Raw genomic sequence first — 20121 nt, 5'->3', positions numbered from 1 at the left:
AAATGTTACGGACACAATTTGAAGAAGAATTACTGAATCTTCATAATCAATTTTATGAGATGGGGATGATGGTAAGTAGTGCAGTGCATAAATCCGTTCGTTCTTATATCAAACACGATAAAGCACTTGCGCAAGAAGTCATTGAAAATGATATCAAAATCAATGATATGGAAACACGTCTAGAGAAAAAAAGTTTTGAGATGATTGCTTTACAACAACCGGTTACTACGGACTTGCGGATGATCATTACTGTGATGAAGGCTAGTTCTGATTTAGAGCGGATGGCTGATCACGCTGTATCTGTTGCCAAGTCTACGATCCGTGTGAAGGGACAAACGAGGATTCCAGACATTGAGAAAGAAATTTCAGATATGTCAGATTACGTAAAAAAAATGGTGGACAATGTGTTAGTCGCTTACGTGAAAACAGACGAAAAAGATGCACGTACGATCGCAAATATGGATCAGCGCGTCAATGATTACTTCAACCGTATTTATAATGCTACAATAAAAAATATGCAAGCAAACCCTGAAACAGTCATAAGCGGAACCGATTATTTAAATGTTGCTAGCTACTTAGAACGTATCGGTGATTATGTCACGAATATCTGTGAATGGATCGTCTACTTGGCTACTGGAAAAATCACGGAATTGAATACGAACCACAATGAGATTTTTTAAAAATGAATCAAAAAAGATGAAAGCCATAAAATCCAAATCCGGATTTTTGTGGTCTTTCATCTTTTTTAGATAATCAGTATATAGGATAAGAATATGGACCGATGGGATTGAATCAAATCAAGTGGAAATGCGCAATAAACTTCCCACCTGATTTCTTCATAAAACCAATAGCAACTAGAGATGGAGAAAAAGTTACAACTTAAGTCCTATGACTTTTTAACGCATTCGGTGCATAATATGTATGTAAGGAAAAGCTTGCAAACCATTTTTGCTTAAGGAGGCAATTTCCATGAAAGAAAGAGAACGTATTTTAGATCTAGTTAAAAAAGGAGTCCTTTCAACTGAAGAAGGACTGGACCTATTAGAAAGTATGGCAACTGAAAAAGACGAAAAACAAATTGCAAAAGAAGCGGATAGAGTAACTGCCAGTCATAAAGAAAAAAATCAAGTGATCGATGAATTAGAAAATAGTGTAACAGAAGAACAGCCAGAAATCGATCCAAAACAAAAAGAAAAAGAAGACCAAGAAAATCTAGAAAAAATCTTAGATGAACTAGCAACGGAAGCGAATAAGACGTCTGCTCATTTGGATGAAGTCAATGAAAAATTGGCTGAAAATAAAGCTGTACGTAATGAAAAACAGGAAACATTGATGCAGCTGAATACAAAAGAAGAATTAGATCAGCTTTCTGAGGAAGAATTAACACAACGAAAAACGTTAGAAGATGAAATCAAAGAATTAGAAGCTGCAGGAGATATTTTAACAGAAGAACGTATAAAATTAGAAGCAGAACTAAAAGACATCCGTAAAAACCAGTGGTCAGAAAAGAAAGAAACATTCTCAGAAAAATTTGAGATTCCTGATGATTGGAAAGAACAGGCCAATGATACACTGAACCAAGTAGGCGAAAAAATGTCTGAAGCAGGAACGCATCTAGGTAAATTCTTGCGTAAGACGTTCCAATCTGTTTCTGAAACTGTCAATGACAATATGGAATGGAAAGATGTCAATCTTCGTGTACCAGGCATTGCTACGACGAAATTTGAACATGAATTTTATTATGAAGCTCCAGAAGCAAGCATCATCGATATCAAAGCAGCCAATGGGAATGTGGTATTGAAGACATGGGATAGCGAAGATGTTAAAGTTGAGGCGAAAATCAAATTATATGGAAAAATGAATGCAGAACCATTTGAAGCATTTTTAGAACGTAGCCAGATCGAAGTGAATGATGACCATCTTTCATTCCAGATTCCAAATAAGCGCGTTCGTGCAGATCTAGTCTTTTACCTTCCGAAAAGAGTATATGACCATACAGCAATCAAATTGTTGAATGGAAATATCATGATTGATGAGTTAGAAGGCAAAGATATCTATACGAAATCAACAAATGGAAATATCATAGTCAACCATCTTACAGCTACCATGCTTGAAGTAGAAGGTGTAAATGGAAATATCGATATACGTGATGGTGCGATTTTAGATTCTATCATTGAAACAGTGAACGGCACTGTTACGGTCGGAGCTACACCTGAAAATCTATCTGTTTCTTTAGTCAATGGAGATGTGCGGTTAACGATCAAAGAGGATCGTTTGAAAAAAATCGAGGCAAGCTCTGTGAATGGAAATGTCAAAGTAGCATTACCAAGTACGATCGGATTAGAAGGAAATGCGAAAACTAGTTTAGGAAGTATCAATAGTCGGTTATCCGATTATGAAGTAGTCCGTGAGAAAAAAGAACGGACAAACCAAATGCTACAATTCCGCCGTTTATCAGATGATGATGTAGCTACAGTTCAATTAACAACAACAACAGGTAGCATCTATCTCAAAGACGCAGAGATGTAAGCAAGCTGTTCACAGTAGGATTCTTATAATTGTCATGCTGTGAACAGTAGTTAAAAAAATAGTGAAAAAGGGACTATTGTCACAACCTTTTTATTCAATTACAATGGTAGGACAGAGGTGAATCAAAATGAAAAAAAAGTTGACAAAGTCAAATAATAATATCGTCTTAACAGGTACATTAGCTGGGATTGCAGAATATCTCGGAATCGACCCTACAGTTGTTCGAGTGATCTATGTGATCTTGAGTTTGGTTGCTTTTGGCAGTCCGATTATTTTATATATCCTATTGGCACTGATCATCCCATCAGCACGAAAAAAACGTACAAGTTATGGACATGACAATCAATATTATGAAAACAACAACTATCGTGAACAAACAAAAAAACGTAAAGAGGCGGAAAAAATCGATGACGATGAATGGAGTGACTTTTAATGTCGTACCTTCAACGGATCATCGTCAATTCGCTGACTTTTATCTCATTAGCAGTTCTTTTTCCAAATGTAGTCTATGTAAATAGTATTTGGACTGCAGTTTTGGCAAGTTTTGTGTTATCACTATTGAACATGTTCGTTAAACCGATCTTAATGATATTATCATTGCCGTTTACGCTGGTAACTCTTGGCTTGTTTACATTCGTCATCAATGCAGCAATTTTGAAATTGACCTCTTTCTTTATAGGAGCGAGCAATTTCGGGTTCGCTTCATTTGGAGCGGCACTGTTTGTCGCTATCTTGATGGCACTCGTCAATGTGATCGTTAGTGAACATAATAGTAGAAAATAAGGCCGTTAAGTGCCAGGCTAAAGAGTCGACATGAACTGATTCCCCCCGTTCATGTCGATTTTTTTGCTTTTCTCATTCAAAAAGTACGAAACGATCGTAAAATAAAACGTTTTTTTTATTTGGTAGTACTTTTTGCTATACAATGATAAAATGAAGGGGAACACTCTAATAGAAATGAGGTAACACGAATGGCAGAAGTTGTAAAAGTAAGCCAATTGGTAGAAAAATTATCATTAGAAATCGTGACTGGTGACGAGAAGAGTTTGGAGCGTGTTATCGTAACTGGCGATATTTCAAGACCAGGCTTAGAATTAACCGGTTATTTTAATTATTATTCACATGATCGCCTACAGTTGTTCGGCAGTAAAGAAATCACGTTTGCTGAACGAATGATGCCTGAAGAAAGATTGATGATCATGCGACGGTTGTGCAGTGAGGATATGCCGGCATTTATTATTTCAAGAGGCTTACCAGCATCCGAAGAAATGATCCAAGCAGCGAATGAACATGGGATGGCAGTATTACGTTCACCAATCTCGACATCCCGTCTACTTGGAGAATTATCCAGCTACTTAGACGGAAGGTTAGCGCCTCGGACGAGTGTCCATGGTGTCCTAGTCGATGTTTATGGTTTAGGCGTATTGATCCAAGGGGATAGCGGAATTGGTAAAAGTGAAACAGCGTTAGAATTGATCAAACGGGGACATCGTTTGATCGCAGATGATCGAGTGGATGTCTACCAGCAAGATGAATTGACCGTGATCGGGGAACCACCAAAAATTTTGGAACATCTGATTGAGATCCGAGGAATCGGGATCATCGATGTCATGAATCTATTTGGCGCCAGTGCTGTACGTGGATCGATGCAAGTCCAATTAGCCGTTTATTTAGAAGCATGGGCAAAAGATAAAAAATATGATCGTTTAGGATCAGAAGATACTTCAGTAGAAATCGCTGAAGTGGGGATTCCACAAATCAAGATCCCTGTGAAAACTGGGCGAAATGTAGCGATCATCATTGAAGTAGCTGCTATGAATTTCCGTGCAAAAACAATGGGATTTGACGCAACGAAGACGTTTGAAGAAAGATTGAGCCGCTTGATCGAAGAAAATTCTGGTAGACAGTAGCAAGGAGTGGAAACATGTTGGCACAAATAAACAGAGTGGCTTTTGATTTTCTAGGGATACCTATCTATTGGTATGCACTGATCATTATTTCAGGGATCATTATTGCCATGTGGCTTAGCAGCCGTGAAGCAGTTCGAGTAGGGCTGAAAGCTGATGATGTGACTGATTTTATGTTATGGGGATTACCCTTATCGATTATTGGTGCACGTTTGTACTATATCTTATTTGATCTTCCTCAATACCTTGCTGATCCGATCCAAATATTCAATATCCGTTCAGGCGGATTAGCGATTTATGGTGGCTTGATTGCTGGGGCGATCACTTTATACTTTTTTACAAAATATCATTTTATTTCTATGTGGACATTTTTAGATATTGCAGCACCAAGTGTTTTACTCGCTCAAGCAATTGGACGATGGGGAAACTTCATGAACCACGAGGCTTATGGACCGAACACAACAAGAGCTTTTTTAGAAAGCTTGCATATTCCACAATTTATTATTGATAACATGTATATTGAAGGAATTTACCGTCAGCCGACTTTTTTATATGAATCGATGTGGAGCTTGATCGGTTTTGTTTTGTTGTTGATTTTAAGAAACAAAAAACATCTTCTGAAAAAAGGGGAAGTGTTGCTCGTCTATTTGATGTGGTATAGCTTTGGTCGATTTTTTATCGAAGGATTACGAACAGATAGCTTGTACTTCCTTGGAGTGATCCGTATTTCTCAATTACTATCTGCCGTGTTATTCATCGGTACGATCATTCTATTTATTTGGCGGAGAAAGAAAGAAAATCTTCCTGATTATGACCGTTCATTAGGAAAAGACCAGTTTTTGATCTGATTTGTGAGCGAATAAAATGAAAAAATTTGCAGGAGTGGTAAAATGAAATATAGAGTGGCGGTCTTAGGTTCTGGTTCTTGGGGAACGGCCTTGGCACAAGTACTTGCAGAAAATGGACACGATGTTCGTCTTTGGGGACATCGTGAAGAACAGGCGAAAGAAATCAACCAGCAACATACAAATCACCGTTATTTGCCAGAACTTAAAATGGCTGAAACGATCTATGCGTTCACAGACATGGAAAAAGCAGTTGCTGATGTTGATGCTGTCCTATTTGTTATTCCAACCAAAGCAATTCGCTCGGTAGCCCAAGAACTGGCAGATAAATTAACGACTAGACCGATAATCATTCATGCAAGTAAGGGACTAGAACAACACACCCATAAACGGATTTCTGAGATCCTTTTGGAAGAATTGCCAGTTGAAAAAAGACAGGCTGTGACAGTCTTATCTGGGCCAAGTCATGCAGAAGAAGTGGCAAACCATGATATCACAACGATCACCGCTGCTAGTACGGATCAAAAGGCGGCAAAATTCGTCCAAGAACTCTTTATGAATCATTATTTCCGAATCTATACAAACCCTGATGTCATCGGGGTCGAGATGGGGGCGGCATTGAAGAACATCATTGCGATTGGTGCTGGTGCGATCCATGGGCTAGGGTTTGGTGATGATGCTAAGGCTGCGATCATGACAAGAGGTTTGGCAGAGATCAGCCGACTGGGTGTAGCGATGGGAGCTAATCCATTGACTTTTATTGGTCTAAGTGGTGTAGGTGACTTGATTGTTACTTGCACTAGTGTTCATTCGAGAAATTGGCGTGCTGGGAATTTGTTAGGTCAAGGCAAAGACTTGCCATCGGTTCTCGAAGATATGGGTATGGTCGTTGAAGGAGTCAATACCACGCAAGCCGCAAAAGAGCTTGCTCAAATCATGGGCGTAGAGATGCCCATCACTCAAACGATTTACGAAGTGCTTTATGAACATAAAGACGTAAAAACCGCAGCAAAAGAAATCATGTTGCGAGATGGAAAACAAGAAAATGAGTTTTCATTAAAAATATTTTAGAGGAGAGTTGACACATGAAAGTAAAAAAAGCAGTAATTCCAGCAGCAGGATTAGGAACTAGATTTTTACCTGCCACAAAAGCAATGGCTAAGGAGATGCTTCCGATTGTTGACAAACCAACGATTCAGTTTATTGTTGAAGAAGCATTGAAATCAGGAATCGAAGATATTTTAATCGTCACAGGAAAAGCTAAAAGACCGATCGAAGACCATTTTGATTCAAATATCGAATTAGAAACAAACCTTAGTGAAAAAGGAAAAACTGAATTATTGAAATTAGTAGAAGAAACGACTGATGTCAATCTTCATTTTATCCGTCAATCTCATCCAAAAGGGTTAGGTCATGCCGTTTTACAAGCTCGTGCATTTATCGGAAATGAACCTTTTGTCGTGATGTTAGGTGACGACATCATGGAAGATGAAGTGCCGTTGACACAACAGTTGATCGATGATTATGAACGTACACATGCTTCAACCATCGCGGTTATGCAAGTACCACAAAAAGATACATCGAAATATGGGATCATCAATCCTGGAGAAGAGTTAGAAGACGGCTTATACAATGTTAAGAATTTCGTTGAAAAACCTGAACCAAGTAAAGCACCAAGTGATTTAGCAATTATTGGGCGTTACTTGTTGACGCCAGAGATTTTTGATGTATTAGCAGAACAACAACCAGGTGCAGGTAACGAGATCCAATTAACTGATGCCATCGATACTTTAAATCGAACACAACGCGTTTTTGCTCGTAAATTTACAGGTAAACGTTATGATGTCGGAGATAAATTTGGTTTTATGAAAACGAGTATTGAATATGGTTTGACACATCCAGAGGTTGGTGAACCTTTGAGAGAATATATCAAAGCATTGGGGAAAGAATTAGAAGCGGAAGATCATTCTGTATCTACAAATATAAAAAAACCGATTGAATCAAAAAAAGAAGATAAAAAATAATCTTTATTAAAGAAAGAGGTCGAGACAAAAGTCGTTTAGGTGTGAGAAATTGGAGAAAAAAACGAACAATACGCTTTTTGTATTGCTCGTTTTTTTGAAATTTCCGAAGAACTTGACTTTTTGACGCCGTTTATTTGAGAGAGGCTGGGACAGAAGTGTTTAACTCCGAGAAATAAGAAGAAATGAACGAAAATTGCTTTTCAAATTTTTGTGAATTTCGGCTTATTTCCGAAGGAGTTGCTTCTGCTCCCGCCGTTTGTTCGAAAGTCTGTAGCAAAACTGATTTTTAGATTTGTCCCACACTCTTTCACTATTTTTTATTTGTTTAAAAAACGTGAAAATGCTATTCTAATAGAAAGAGTATCAGAAGGGAGTTTAACTATGACAGGCGGAGAAATTGCAGGATTGATTGCAGCGATTGCATTTGCAGTGCTAGTTGTTTTCATCGTAAAAGTTTTACTACAATTATCAAAAACATTAGAAAAAGTTGATCAAACAGTCGCGGAAGCAAATACAACGATTGAAGTTGTAACGAAAGATGTCGATGTTTTATCAAGACAAGTAGAAGGTTTATTAGTGAAAAGCAATGAACTTCTTTTAGATATCAATGGTAAGGTAGCAACTATCGATCCATTGTTCACTGCAGTAGCCGATTTAAGTGAAAGCGTCTCAGAATTGAATGTATCAAGCAAAAATATTGTGACGAAAGTTGGTGGTATCGGCAAAACGACAGCCAAGGCAACGGTGGCTGGAAAAGTTGGCGGGACTGCTTTAAAATTTTTCAAAAATAAAAAACATACTGAAACGACAGGAGGAAAATAATCATGGCAAAAAAAGGTGGATTTTTATTAGGTGCAGTAATCGGTGGAACAGCCGCAGCGGTAGCAGCATTATTGTTAGCACCTAAATCAGGAAAAGAACTAAGAGATGAATTAGCAGCACAAGCAGATGATTTTCTAGACATGGCTTCAGATTACACAGATATGGCGAAAGAAAAAACAAGTACATTGACAGACATCGCAAAAGAAAAAGCACAAGATCTATCACAACAAGCAGGAGATCTTGCTGGAAATGTGAAAAATAAAGTCAATGATTCAGCTGACGTAGTTGAAGATGAATCAGAAGATATTTTGTTGAATCTAAAGGAACAATCGGCAGACCTATCTGATCGTTTCAAAAAATCAGCAGATGACTTGAAAAAACCAGTAAATAAAATGGGTGAAGTTGCAAAAGATACAACAGAAGATATCCTGATCCAAGCAAAAGATACTGCATCTGCTGCTGGAGAAACAATCCAAGAGGGTATTGAAGAAGCAAAACCTGTGGCAGAAGATGCAAAAACGATGAAAGATATGGCAAAAGAAGACGTTCATTCAGCAAAAGAAGATTTAAAAGATACATTTAAAGAACAGAAATAAGACTTCATTATAGAAAATAAAAGAGCAGTGAGTACTGAGGGTTCGTTCAGTATTCACTGTTTTTTTGATATTTATTACTATTGTTATTTTTTTAAGGTTATAAAATGTCTTTTTGATTTTTAAAATCACATATTTTATTTAATGTGTTAAATTGGATTTATATATATGAGTGTTTTTTGTAATTATAATAATTTTATGTTACTTATTTAACAGCATTCTTTAAATATATAACGTTGTTTTATTTTTTTAATAGTTAAATGGTCTACCTCTTAAAATATTTGCTGAATTTTTAGAAAATTTAAAAAATATATTGCTAGTTCTTTATATATGTGTTATTTTAATTTCAACGAACCAATTGATGTACTTCGGACATTGGTTGTAAATAAATGAAAGTACACATAAGATGGGAGGAAAAAAATGAAAAAAAGAAATTGGAGGGGGAAAGCTTACTGGATAGGAACGATTGGTACAACTATTTTATTGTCGCCTTTGTTTTTAAGTGTTTATTCTAGCGTAGCGGATGCTACTGAGATTCCCGCGGAAACGACAAATTTAGTAGAAGATAAACAGGATCTTAAGGATTATATTTCTAAGAAAAAAGCGATCGATTCCGAGTTGATCAAAAAAGCTACACTAGCTCAGCTAAAAGCGCAGGGATATTATGACGAGAAAGATGTCAAAGCAACTGATAAAGTACGCGTGATGATTCGCCTAAAAGAGAAAGCGGCTGTCGAAAAATCGAAGAAATCGATCGATACACCTGAATCAATCGAAAAAGTGCAAGAAGTTTCTGAAAAAGTAATCGCAAAACAAGAGACAATCCAAGAAAAAGTGGAAAAGATTGCTAAAACGAAGGTGATCAGGGAGTTTGGCCTATTGATCAACGGTTTTTCCATGGATGTTAACTATGGAGATCTCGAGAAACTAGAAGGAATCGAAGGCGTCGAATCAGTCAGTGTTATCAAAGCATATACTCCCCAAGACGCATCGGCAAACAAGATGGCAGATATTGAAAAGGCTTGGAATGACTATAATTTAAAAGGCGAAAACACGGTTATTTCGATTATCGATTCAGGGATAGACCCTAGCCATCAGGATCTCAAATTGAGTAAGAACGCAGGAGTGCAACTTGAAAAACAAGAAGCGGATCAAAAAATAAAAGATTTAGGTTATGGAAAGTACTTTTCAGCCAAAGTTCCTTTTGGACATAATTATGCGGATGAATCAGAAGATGTCATTGATCAAAGTTCAGTGATGCATGGACAGCATGTGGCTGGAATTGCGGCAGCTAACGGCGTAGTAAAGGGTGTGGCACCAGAAGCACAATTATTAGCGATGAAAGTTTTTTCTAATAATGATAACCAAAGCTGTATGTCTGATGATATCATCGCTGCTATCGAAGACTCTGTCGTTCTAGGAGCCGATGTCATCAATATGAGTTTAGGAAGTGATGCTGGAAATAGTGATGCGTCTGACCCAGAACAATTAGCGATCCAAGCAGCTTCGGATGCAGGAATCTTATGTGTGATTGCTGCAGGAAATGCAGCAACTAGTGGTACTATATCTGGAGCTGCAACGGATATACTAGGGACAGATGATCAGTCGATGATTTCTTCTCCCGCAGTTGTTTCTTCTGCCTTGAGTGTCGCTTCTGCGGAAAATACAACGGCTACACTTCCTCTTTTTCATGTAGAGGGGATTCAGTTCAATGGCTATGCTTCTTATAATGGAGACTTGCAGCCGTATATGATAGCACCGACTGCTGATTATTCGGTCCTTAAAAATAAACATGAGCTAATTGACGTGGGAAGCGCTAGTAAGGAAGAACTCTCCCGACTTGATGCTAAAAACAAGATTGCGTTGATTCATGGAGATACAATGAATCATTCCGAAAAAATAGCAAATGTGAAAAAAGCTGGAGCAGTAGCAGCTGTGATCTATGAAGATGCTCAATATGCACCAACTTTGCCGGATCTTTCTTATCCAACCATTTGTGTTTTTGCTAGAGAAGGGACCCAATTACTTTCTGCAATGAAACAGCAGCAGCAATTTACTTTTGATTTTCGAGAGGAGGTCATACCAAACAATCAAGCGGGAAAAATGTCTACTTTTTCATCTTGGGGACCCACACCAACCTTAGAATTCAAACCAGAAATCACTGCACCAGGTGGAAATATTTACTCATTGGCAAATGACAATTCGTACCAATCAATGAATGGAACTTCGATGGCGTCACCATTTGTAGCAGGAGCAGAGGCATTGATCTATCAATCGGCTAAAAATAGTCAGTTGAATATCCCTAGAAAAGATTTGCCGCAATTTGCTAAAAATACGCTTATGAATACGTCTACCCCTTTAATTGACCACGACCATGTAAATTTGATTTATTCGCCTCGTCAACAGGGGGCAGGGTTGCTTAATGTCGGCGCTGCTCTGGAAAACACAGTGAGTGCAACTGACGCCAGTGATCATGATGCCACATTCGCTTTGAAAGAAATTACAGAACAAACCAACTTTAAAGTGACTTTAACAAATTATGGAAATGACACAAAAAGGTATGTGTTCAATGATTACGGTGGCGTATACACACAAGATATAGAAAAGACATCTTTAGAACTTTATGATAGTAAGATCAATGGAGCAAGTCTAACAACGGCCAATAAAAAAATTGAAGTACCTGCTAAAGCTAGCATCGAAGTCACTGTCACGTTACAGTTGCCAGCTACATTTGACAGACAGCAATTCGTTGAAGGGTATGTTGGATTTAGCGGAGAGAACACGCCTGATTTAGTGCTTCCATATATGGGCTATTATGGTGATTATGATGCGGAACTTATCACTTCTCCTCCATATAATCAACCGGGAGGAAAAAACATCCCGACACTAGCTGGTTTTTTAGTGGATATTAATAGTCGAAATATATTAGGTGTTAAAAATTCAGATGTCGATCCTGATAGTGTAGCTATTTCTCCTAATGGGGATGGACATTACGACTCTGCATTTCCATACTTATACTTTTATCGAAACTATGCTTATGCAAAATACGAAATCGTTGACGCAAATGGCCATGTGATCCAAAAAGTCTATGAGGAAAGAAACCAGCGTAAGGATTTTTTTGATCAAGAGAGAGGGGAATGGAGTACCCATGGAGTAGCCAATGGAGAATGGGATGGAAAAAGATACGATACTAAGACGGGCAAGACGAATAGAGTACCCGATGGACAGTATAGATATAAAATAACGACTGAAACTGCAAGTGGTCAAGGGGAACAAGTCACTTATTATCCACTGAAAGTAGATACACTCCCACCAGTCATCCAAGGAATGCGTATTTTTCGAGGACAGGGCATTGCATTAGAATTCGCGGACAAAGGTTCGGGAGTAAGTGACCAAGTCTCTTTGGAAATCAACGGCCAGGTGCTCAACAGGACGATCTATCCAGTAAGCGGACAAAAAAATGTTTACTTAGTGCCAAATGTAGATCAATTTTTGATAAATGGCCAGAATTTTGTGAGTATAGAAGTTGCTGACAATGCGTTGAATACGACGATAGATCCAGGAAAGTATTATGATGGGCAAACAGGTCAAGTAATCAATGGAGCAGTTGGGGTCTTGAAGTTGCTCAATCTTACAGATAACTCTGTTATTACTTCGGATTCTTATAGTTATGATAAAGTGAATAAGTCATATAACATCAAAGGAACGTATTTACCAAATACAGAATTATTTGCGAATGGGATAAAGACAGTAACTGGCACTACCGGAGCCTTTTCTGTGGCTGTTCCAGCAGTAGCACAAAATACGGTTGTCTTTTCAAAGGACACAACTGGAAAAAATATACTGGGCACTTACCACTTTACTTTTGTTGATCAAGCACCAACTCTTGAGATAGAAGGAGTGGATGCATCTGGAAAAGCGATCGCCCATTCAGAAAATTATCATTTGAAAGGAAAAACAAATGGAGTGAAAGTGAGTGTCGAAAACCAGTCCGCTAAAAAAGGTGTCGATTTGACAAGTAGTTTAACTAGTAATGGTGAATTTGAAGGGGACATTCCACTAGTGTTTGGAGAAAATAAATTGCTTGTGTCTTCTTATAACTCAAATGATGAGGTGACGGAGTCAACCGTTGTTATAACGACTGTAGATACAACCAGTTATACTGGGGATCTAGTTGAATTTGAGCAACTAGATGGCGGGGCGATTATAGCAAACAAAACGAGTAATTATTACAATGTTCAAACAAAAGAATTGCAGATCAGCGGGAAACTAAAATATCCAGTTACAGATTTCCGCTTGAATGACGAGAAAATCAATTACGATCCTGATACACTTGCATTCAGCTACGTCATGAAAAATGTGGACAATGGGAAACATGCATTGAAAATTTATGCGCAAGACAATCGTCTGAACGATGGGCGACCAGTCATGAATTATAGTTATCCTATCGTGATCGATTCAACTTTGCCTAGTTTGATCTTACCAAATCTAACAGTGGATAGTCAGGGAAATTATTTTGTCTATACGAATCAAAATCCTTATGCGGTTAGAGCTGAAGTCAACGATAATTTAGCTGGGTACAGGTTATATATCAATTTGAATAATGCCTATAGTGATGGAAATCATGGTGTGTATAATGAAAAATACTATGCCGGCCGTCATGCGACAACCGTCGATTATCCTATTGATATCGAAGATGGATTGAACCAAGTCGAGTTTGATTTAGTAGATACCCTAAATAATCATGTCAGTACGATTGTGACTGTCGATTATCATCATGTAATGTTAGCAACTCCTGTTATCCAAAGTAATCAAACGGTTGCCAATCAAGTAGTTACTTTACATGTAGATGAGAGAACGGATGCAGAACTATACTATTCTATTGATGGAAATACATGGTCCAAGGTCAAAGATAACGTGGCAATTGCGGAAAATAAAACTGTTTATTATAAGTATAAAGATAAATATGGGAATGAATCAGCTGTAGCTAAATACGAAGTAAAAGCGATTCGAAAAGAGGTTGCTAGTGGACCTTCTATACAATTAGAAAGGGGTCAAAACGCAATCAAAGTGACACTAGGTTATAAAAAAACGCTTTCTAAGGAAGAAGCTGCAGTGCACCAACTATCCTATAGTATGGATAAAGGGAAAACATGGCAAAAATATACTCAACCATTTGAGGTAACTAAAGACACAGAACTCTATGTGCGTACGGAAGATCAAGCAGGAAATACAAGTGATATCGTAAAAGAACAGCTTAGTTTAACCGAAAATAAAGTAGCGGAAACCGTCGTTAAGACAGCTATCAAAAATACGCTGGAAAATGAAAGTAAGCCTCAGATTGAGGTTGATAAAACTATGGCAGGGAATCAGCCTTTAAAGGTAGAGGTAAGCCCAATTGAGCAAAAGAATCAGGAGCGTGTTTCTGATGTGGAAGCCACAGATCTACTAACAGAAAAACTCTCTGGTTCTCCAAAAAAACAACTGCAACTTGCAAATAAAGTAGGAGATCAGCTATTGTCAAAAGAGAACAAGGTATTTCCCACCACAAATGAGCGTTCTGAAATAGTACTGTTGATCATCGGTCTCTTGATCTGTGCTAGTGGAGTAGGGATTATTTTCATGAGAGTTAAAAAAGGAAAAACTAGGTAATCCTTTAGTATACTGAAGATGTTGCAATGAACAATAAATCCTCCAAAAGAAGCAATGGTTTCTGCTTCTTTTGGAGGATTCTTCTAATTATTGAAATGGCTCAAATCAATCTAAGATTCGTAGCTCTTTTGATGTGGTAGTGAAAGGTACACAACCATCTTCTGTTACATAGACACAGTCTTCGATTCGTACACCGACTTTTCCAGGAATATAGATACCTGGTTCAAGTGAGAAGCACATGCCTTCTTCAATGACCAAATCGTTTCCTTCAACTAGAGAAGGAAATTCATGAACAGTTGTACCAATTCCATGACCTAAGCGGTGATTGAAGTATTCTCCATAGCCGTAGCTATTGATAACATTACGGGCAATTTGATCTAGTTCAGCGGCTGTAACACCAGGTCGCACAGCTGCTTGTGCAGTTAATTGTGCTTCAAGGGTGATATTGTAGATTTTTTCTTGGAATTCTGTTGGTTTCTTGTAAGCGACAGTACGTGTAGCATCACTGCAATAACCGTCCCAAACAACACCAAGATCGAATAAGACAAGTTCATTTTGTGTCACTTTGGTATTACCAGGTGTGCCATGAGGACTAGCAGCATTCATACCAGCAAGAACAATTGTGTCAAATGACATTTGTGAGACACCTTGTTTCTTCAATTGATATTCGATTTCTGCGATGATCGCTTGTTCAGTGATGCCTTCTTTGACTGCCTTGAAGCCAACTTCAAACGCAACATCTGCCCATTTACCTGCGGCAATCAATTTGTCTTTTTCTTCAACTGTTTTGATCAATTGCAATCGTTGGATGATAGAAGTCAAGTCAATGAAATCATCTGTACCAACTAGTTGATCAGAGATAGCATCAAAGCGATCAACAGTTAAAGCATTTTTTTCGATCCCGATTTTTCCGGGTTGTCCATAACGGGTACGTAATTCTTTCCCGATAATTTCCCAAGGGTTTTCGCTGTCCAAATATCCACGTACATCAAAAGTCCAGCTACTATTTTGTGCATCTTCAACTTCTAAAGCAGGGGTGAATAAAAAAGGATCTTGTTCAAGTGGAATAAAGAGCGCCAAGACACGTTCATGTGGTTCACTTTCATATCCTGAAAAATAAGCAATGTGTCCAGGATCACTGATATAAGCCAGATCCACTTGTTTTTGAGCCATCCATTTACGTAATTCGTTGATTTTTACGTTATTCATTTTGGCATCCTTCTTTCTAATTTATTGAATTATTAGATAATTGTACCACTTATTGATTAAAAGACCAATGTCTAAAAAAGTGAAAAAAGTAAAAATTTTCATGAAAGCAGTGGTAAAACGGTTGCAATTTCGAGTATAATTTGATATTCTATCTAAGAAATGTAAAGCGTATTTTCAGAAAACATATAAAAATGAATAGGAGAACAACAATGGAAAAGCAAACAATTACTATTTACGATGTAGCGAGAGAGGCAAATGTTTCGATGGCTACTGTTTCACGTGTTGTCAATGGCAATCCGAATGTAAAACCTGCCACAAGAAAAAAAGTACTGGAAGTCATTGATCGTTTAGATTATCGTCCAAATGCTGTAGCGCGTGGATTGGCAAGTAAAAAAACAACTACTGTCGGTGTGATCATTCCTGATGTAAGCAATATGTTCTTTGCATCATTAGCACGCGGAATCGATGATGTTGCTACAATGTACAAATACAATATCATTTTAGCAAACTCTGATGGAAATGACCAAAAAGAAGTAAATGTGCTAAATAATCTATTAGCGAAACAAGTAGATGGTGTGATCTTTATGGGACATCATATTACTGATGAAATCCGCGGGGAATTCTCTCGCTCAAAAACACCTGTTGTTTTAGCAGGTTCGATCGATCCAGATGAACAAGTTGGTAGTGTCAATATTGACTATACAACTGCTACAAAAGATGCTGTAAACAAATTAGCTAAAAGCGGCAATAAGAAAGTCGCATTTGTCAGTGGTGCATTGATTGATCCAATCAATGGTCAAAACCGCTTGAAGGGCTATAAAGAAGCATTGAAAGAAAACAACTTGCCTTACAGTGAAGGCTTGATCTTTGAAGCAGAATACAACTTCAAAGATGGATTATCATTAGTAGAACGTATCCACAACAGTGGTGCAACAGCTGTCTATGTTTCAGATGATGAATTAGCAATCGGTATTTTAGATGGACTTTTAGATAGAGGCGTAAAAGTACCTGAAGAATTCGAAATCATCACAAGTAATAACTCATTACTAACAGAAGTTGCTCGCCCACGTCTAACAAGTATCACTCAACCTTTGTATGATCTTGGTGCGGTATCAATGCGCTTACTTACAAAAATGATGAACAAAGAAGAAGTAGAAGAAAAAACGATCATTTTACCATACGGGATCGAAGAAAAAGGTTCAACAAAATAAAAAAGACTCTACAGCAGAAACATGTATATCTTTGAGAAATATGTCGAGTTGTAGTACCTTTAAATATAGTAGATTAATAATGTAATTCACCCACTAATTTGGACTGGTATCCAAGTTAGTGGGTATTTTTGGTTCTTTGTCAATAAGGACTGATGAGTTTTGTAAAATGAAACGGTAAATCCTGAAGATGGTAGCAAATTTTTACATTGTGCGTTTGTCGAGGCAAAGGCTATGGTCATTTCTTTAGGGAAAAGTATGAGAGATGGATGTACACAAAAAGAGAATGTGGGAAAAAACACGGTACAAGAAGCTAGTGGAAGTGCACTAAAAAGGGAAAGCCGAGATCAGATCAAAAAGCAAAAAAGGAGTAGTGAAATGAAAGAAAACGATGTGCAAAGAGCAAGTGACAAACAAAAAATACCAGAGATAATTCCGCTGTTACAACTAGTTTCGTATCAACGAGAGTTTCGAGGCAGGCTTAAAAACAACAAAGCGCACACAAGCGAACATTATCAAAAGATAAAATCTGCAATAAAACCGGAAGTAAAAAGGTCAAACAGTCATAAAAAGAAAGCGAGTCAAGAATGATAAAAGAATGTGGGACAAATCTAAAAATCAGTTTTGCTACAGACTTTCGAATAAACGGCGTCCCAAAGTCAGGTTTTTTGGAAATTAAAAAGAGGCTGGGACAGAAGTGTTTCTTACTTCTGTCCCAACCTCTTTTCTCTCCAATTTCTCAAACCTAAGCGACTTTTGTCTCGACCTCTTTCTTACTCTTCTTTATTCTCTTCTTTTTTGGTTATAAGCATTCACTTTTTTCCAATAGTCTTCGTAGTCTTTATCTGTACCGCCAACACCGAACTTAAAGGTTGATTTTTCAGGACCATTTTTTGCCCACAATGATTCAACTGTTTTATTTGGTGTTTCAATTGTTTTCTTATCTACAGTTACTTTACCAGCAGTTTGACCGGTAAAAGCAGCAACTTTTTTCTTCATGACATCGGATGATAGTTCAAATTTATCTTGTGTACCAAAAATCGTTGGATCTGCTTGATAAACTTGATTGATCAAATTTGCTAAATATTGAGAAGAACGTATTCGTGCTCTGGAGTTCATTGCTGTATTGTCATCATGACCTGTCCAACTACTGATAGTGATTGCTGGAGTTGAAACAATCAACCAAGAGTCACGATATTCATTGGTAGTACCTGTTTTCCCCACCCAATCGGCTTGACCCAAGTCGCTATTCAAACTAGCGATATCGTCTTTGAAAGAAGTGGTGATTTTGGTTGTCAGAACACTACGCATCATATCGTTCATGATCGAAGCGGCTGCTTCAGAATAGATACGGACTGGTTTTTCTTCATGCTTGTAGATGACATTGCCAGCATTATCAGTAATAGAATCGATCAGATAACCTTCTTGATAGACACCGCCATTCGCCAATGCTTGGAAGCCATTGGTTTGTTGGAGGGTAGTCACATCGATCGTTCCTAATGGTGCAGACTCAACACCCCAATTGGCATTTTCTGGATAGTTCATCTTAGCTAGGTAATTGTCATAGGCATACTGTTTCGATCCGCCATTATTCAAGACATCTTGGTATAAATGATAAGCGGGAATGTTGTTTGACCATTCCAAAGATTCACGGATCGTTTGGAATGTGTTTGATCCTTCATTGGTTGCATTGACGATTTTTTCACCAGCATTTGCGCCTTCTTGCCAAGTTGTGGCATAGTCAGACACACGAGATTCGGAACCAACTAACCCCATATCGATGGCTGGGCCATAAACAAGGACTGGCTTGATCGATGAACCTGCTTGTCTTTCTGTATCAAAGGCATGATTATTTTGATTTTGTGAATAATTACGTCCACCTACAAATCCATAGATTCGTCCAGTTTTATTATCCATCAAGACGTTCCCAGTCTCGACTTGAGTTGCAGTGCCGTCATCTAACAGATAGCCATAATTTTGAACACCTGCTTGCATTGCGGCGTAAATATTTTTGTCGATCGTTGAATGGATCGTATATCCTTTGTTCTGGATCGTTTGTTGTGCCTTTTGGTAATAGGCATCATAGGTGTCACCATCTGTCAGATCAGCTTTATCTTTGTCTGCCAGTTGTTTCGTCACGATCTTCGTTGCTTCATTCATGACCGTATAATACAAATACTCACGATCATTTTGTTCTGCTACTTGTTGCGGTAGGAAATCTTTAGTAAGATCATAGGCTTTTGCCTCGTCATATTGTTCTTTGGTGATTTTATTTTCACGGTACATGCTGAACAGTACAATATCTTTACGATTCAGCCCGGCAGAAAGATCTTCTTTCAAGGCACCTGTATTTGTATAAGGACTATAGGTGATTGGGCTTTGTGGTAAACCAGCAATAAATGCAGCTTGTGGTAAGGTCACATCTTTGGCATTGACACCAAAAATACCTTTTGCCGCTTCTTGGACTCCCGCAATATTTTGTCCTTTGTTGTTTCTACCAAATGGTGAAACATTCAAGTAGGTCGATATAATCTCATTTTTTGAAAAATACTTTTCAACCTGTGCCGCAAGTAAAATTTCGTTTGCTTTACGTTTGAAGGTTGTTTCATCTGTTAGTATTTGTTGTTTGACTAATTGCTGCGTCAAGGTTGATCCACCAGAAGAACCGATTCCTGTAGCTTCAGAGAATAGGGCACGTAGTACGGCTTTAGGAACGTATCCTTTGTGTTCTTCAAAATATTCATCCTCCGTGCTGATGATCGCTGTTTTCAACAACGGCGAAATTTGATCAGATGGAACGGTCGTACGCATTAAATCAGTTTGGATCTTTGAGATCTCTGAATTATCCGCGTAGACAAGTTTCGATGTTTCTGTAATATTGCCAAGTTCTGTTTGTAGTATTTCTTTGGTTGGCATTTCTGTATCTTCAACTAGATATGCAAAGTAGCCAGCACCAATGCCGACTCCTAGTGCTGCGAGAAGCAAAAGAAGAACGATGATAAAAGCTGTTAATGACTGGAAGACACCAAAAATAATTTTGGGTACAAACCATTTTTGCTTTTTCTTTTGATTTCGCTTTTTCCGAGTATCTTTACGTGGCAAAAGGGTTCACCTCAACTAATGGTTTTATTTCGCTAATTATAGCAAATAATGAATCAAAAAAACAGATGGGGGAGTTTTTGTAACGATTTATTTATTTCTGATCAAAAGAACATCACCGATTTAGCTGGTAGGTGATACATGAACCCAGAGGGATATTTCCTATTATGTTGAGTTTTCAAACTTTTCTTTGTTTCGTGTTTCAGTTAAGATAGAGAGGATGAAAAAAGCGA

The 20121-nt window shown here is 37.9% G+C and carries 15 protein-coding genes; 13 read left to right on the top strand and 2 right to left on the bottom strand.

The annotated features are described in order from the left end of the window. Window positions 1-2: 2 nt before the first annotated feature. The 11 genes from phoU (at window position 3) to IGI47_RS10665 (ending at window position 14372) form a co-directional block, all read left to right on the top strand. Entirely contained in the window at window positions 3-680 is a 678-nt protein-coding gene (gene phoU, locus IGI47_RS10715; protein ID WP_005880407.1) for a phosphate signaling complex protein PhoU, read from the top strand. Window positions 681-969: 289 nt separating this feature from the next. Then, window positions 970-2529: a daptomycin-sensing surface protein LiaX gene (liaX, locus tag IGI47_RS10710; RefSeq protein ID WP_438784200.1), complete on the top strand. Its 1560-nt coding sequence runs from the start codon at window positions 970-972 to the stop codon at window positions 2527-2529. A gap of 127 nt (window positions 2530-2656) precedes the next feature. Then, the gene (locus IGI47_RS10705) at window positions 2657-2962 is read left to right on the top strand and encodes a PspC domain-containing protein (RefSeq protein WP_104661261.1); all 306 of its coding nucleotides are present in this window, start codon (window positions 2657-2659) and stop codon (window positions 2960-2962) included. Further along, window positions 2962-3312, top strand: coding sequence for a phage holin family protein (locus tag IGI47_RS10700; protein WP_438784199.1), 351 nt, complete (start codon window positions 2962-2964; stop codon window positions 3310-3312). Before IGI47_RS10705 ends, IGI47_RS10700 begins: the two co-directional genes overlap by 1 nt. Window positions 3313-3500: 188 nt before the next feature. Further along, on the top strand, window positions 3501-4439 hold the full coding sequence (gene hprK, locus IGI47_RS10695) for an HPr(Ser) kinase/phosphatase (RefSeq protein ID WP_311929439.1): 939 nt from the start codon (window positions 3501-3503) through the stop codon (window positions 4437-4439). Window positions 4440-4453: 14 nt separating this feature from the next. Then, window positions 4454-5284, top strand: coding sequence for a prolipoprotein diacylglyceryl transferase (gene lgt, locus IGI47_RS10690; RefSeq protein WP_005880398.1), 831 nt, complete (start codon window positions 4454-4456; stop codon window positions 5282-5284). A gap of 42 nt (window positions 5285-5326) precedes the next feature. After that, window positions 5327-6352, top strand: coding sequence for an NAD(P)H-dependent glycerol-3-phosphate dehydrogenase (locus IGI47_RS10685; protein ID WP_438784196.1), 1026 nt, complete (start codon window positions 5327-5329; stop codon window positions 6350-6352). A 14-nt stretch (window positions 6353-6366) separates the two neighbouring features. Next, window positions 6367-7305, top strand: coding sequence for a UTP--glucose-1-phosphate uridylyltransferase GalU (gene galU / locus IGI47_RS10680; RefSeq protein WP_311929437.1), 939 nt, complete (start codon window positions 6367-6369; stop codon window positions 7303-7305). A 381-nt stretch (window positions 7306-7686) separates the two neighbouring features. Then, entirely contained in the window at window positions 7687-8127 is a 441-nt protein-coding gene (locus IGI47_RS10675) for a DUF948 domain-containing protein (RefSeq protein ID WP_005880392.1), read from the top strand. A 2-nt stretch (window positions 8128-8129) separates the two neighbouring features. Further along, window positions 8130-8723 (top strand): YtxH domain-containing protein, encoded by a 594-nt coding sequence (locus IGI47_RS10670; RefSeq protein ID WP_142422795.1) that lies wholly within the window; start codon window positions 8130-8132, stop codon window positions 8721-8723. A 417-nt stretch (window positions 8724-9140) separates the two neighbouring features. After that, entirely contained in the window at window positions 9141-14372 is a 5232-nt protein-coding gene (locus IGI47_RS10665; protein WP_438784194.1) for a S8 family serine peptidase, read from the top strand. A gap of 105 nt (window positions 14373-14477) precedes the next feature. Here the strand turns inward: IGI47_RS10665 and IGI47_RS10660 are convergent, their stop codons facing one another. After that, window positions 14478-15581, bottom strand: coding sequence for an aminopeptidase P family protein (locus IGI47_RS10660; protein WP_311929431.1), 1104 nt, complete (start codon window positions 15579-15581; stop codon window positions 14478-14480). A gap of 209 nt (window positions 15582-15790) precedes the next feature. Between IGI47_RS10660 and ccpA the strand changes: the two genes are divergently transcribed. Further along, window positions 15791-16792: a catabolite control protein A gene (gene ccpA, locus IGI47_RS10655; protein WP_438784193.1), complete on the top strand. Its 1002-nt coding sequence runs from the start codon at window positions 15791-15793 to the stop codon at window positions 16790-16792. Window positions 16793-17023: 231 nt separating this feature from the next. Further along, window positions 17024-17380, top strand: coding sequence for a hypothetical protein (locus IGI47_RS10650; RefSeq protein WP_438784192.1), 357 nt, complete (start codon window positions 17024-17026; stop codon window positions 17378-17380). 192 nt (window positions 17381-17572) lie between these two features. Here IGI47_RS10650 and IGI47_RS10645 read toward each other — a convergent pair whose 3' ends face one another. After that, window positions 17573-19891, bottom strand: coding sequence for a transglycosylase domain-containing protein (locus IGI47_RS10645; protein ID WP_438784191.1), 2319 nt, complete (start codon window positions 19889-19891; stop codon window positions 17573-17575). Between the last annotated feature and the right edge of the window lie 230 nt (window positions 19892-20121).

The organism is Enterococcus sp. AZ191 (genome assembly GCF_051713845.1).
Classification (GTDB): Bacteria; Bacillota; Bacilli; order Lactobacillales; family Enterococcaceae; genus Enterococcus_B; species Enterococcus_B durans.
This window is presented reverse-complemented; position numbering and strand designations above follow the sequence as displayed.

Bases quoted from the DNA above. Each gene is read 5' to 3' on its own strand.
- IGI47_RS10660 (WP_311929431.1), bottom strand. From the start codon at position 15,581: ATGAATAACGTAAAAATCAACGAATTACGTAAATGGATGGCTCAAAAA.
- lgt (WP_005880398.1), top strand. From the start codon at position 4,454: ATGTTGGCACAAATAAACAGAGTGGCTTTTGATTTTCTAGGGATACCT.
- galU (WP_311929437.1), top strand. From the start codon at position 6,367: ATGAAAGTAAAAAAAGCAGTAATTCCAGCAGCAGGATTAGGAACTAGA.
- IGI47_RS10705 (WP_104661261.1), top strand. From the start codon at position 2,657: ATGAAAAAAAAGTTGACAAAGTCAAATAATAATATCGTCTTAACAGGT.
- IGI47_RS10670 (WP_142422795.1), top strand. From the start codon at position 8,130: ATGGCAAAAAAAGGTGGATTTTTATTAGGTGCAGTAATCGGTGGAACA.
- IGI47_RS10685 (WP_438784196.1), top strand. From the start codon at position 5,327: ATGAAATATAGAGTGGCGGTCTTAGGTTCTGGTTCTTGGGGAACGGCC.
- phoU (WP_005880407.1), top strand. From the start codon at position 3: ATGTTACGGACACAATTTGAAGAAGAATTACTGAATCTTCATAATCAA.
- hprK (WP_311929439.1), top strand. From the start codon at position 3,501: ATGGCAGAAGTTGTAAAAGTAAGCCAATTGGTAGAAAAATTATCATTA.
- liaX (WP_438784200.1), top strand. From the start codon at position 970: ATGAAAGAAAGAGAACGTATTTTAGATCTAGTTAAAAAAGGAGTCCTT.
- IGI47_RS10665 (WP_438784194.1), top strand. From the start codon at position 9,141: ATGAAAAAAAGAAATTGGAGGGGGAAAGCTTACTGGATAGGAACGATT.
- ccpA (WP_438784193.1), top strand. From the start codon at position 15,791: ATGGAAAAGCAAACAATTACTATTTACGATGTAGCGAGAGAGGCAAAT.
- IGI47_RS10650 (WP_438784192.1), top strand. From the start codon at position 17,024: ATGGTCATTTCTTTAGGGAAAAGTATGAGAGATGGATGTACACAAAAA.
- IGI47_RS10700 (WP_438784199.1), top strand. From the start codon at position 2,962: ATGTCGTACCTTCAACGGATCATCGTCAATTCGCTGACTTTTATCTCA.
- IGI47_RS10675 (WP_005880392.1), top strand. From the start codon at position 7,687: ATGACAGGCGGAGAAATTGCAGGATTGATTGCAGCGATTGCATTTGCA.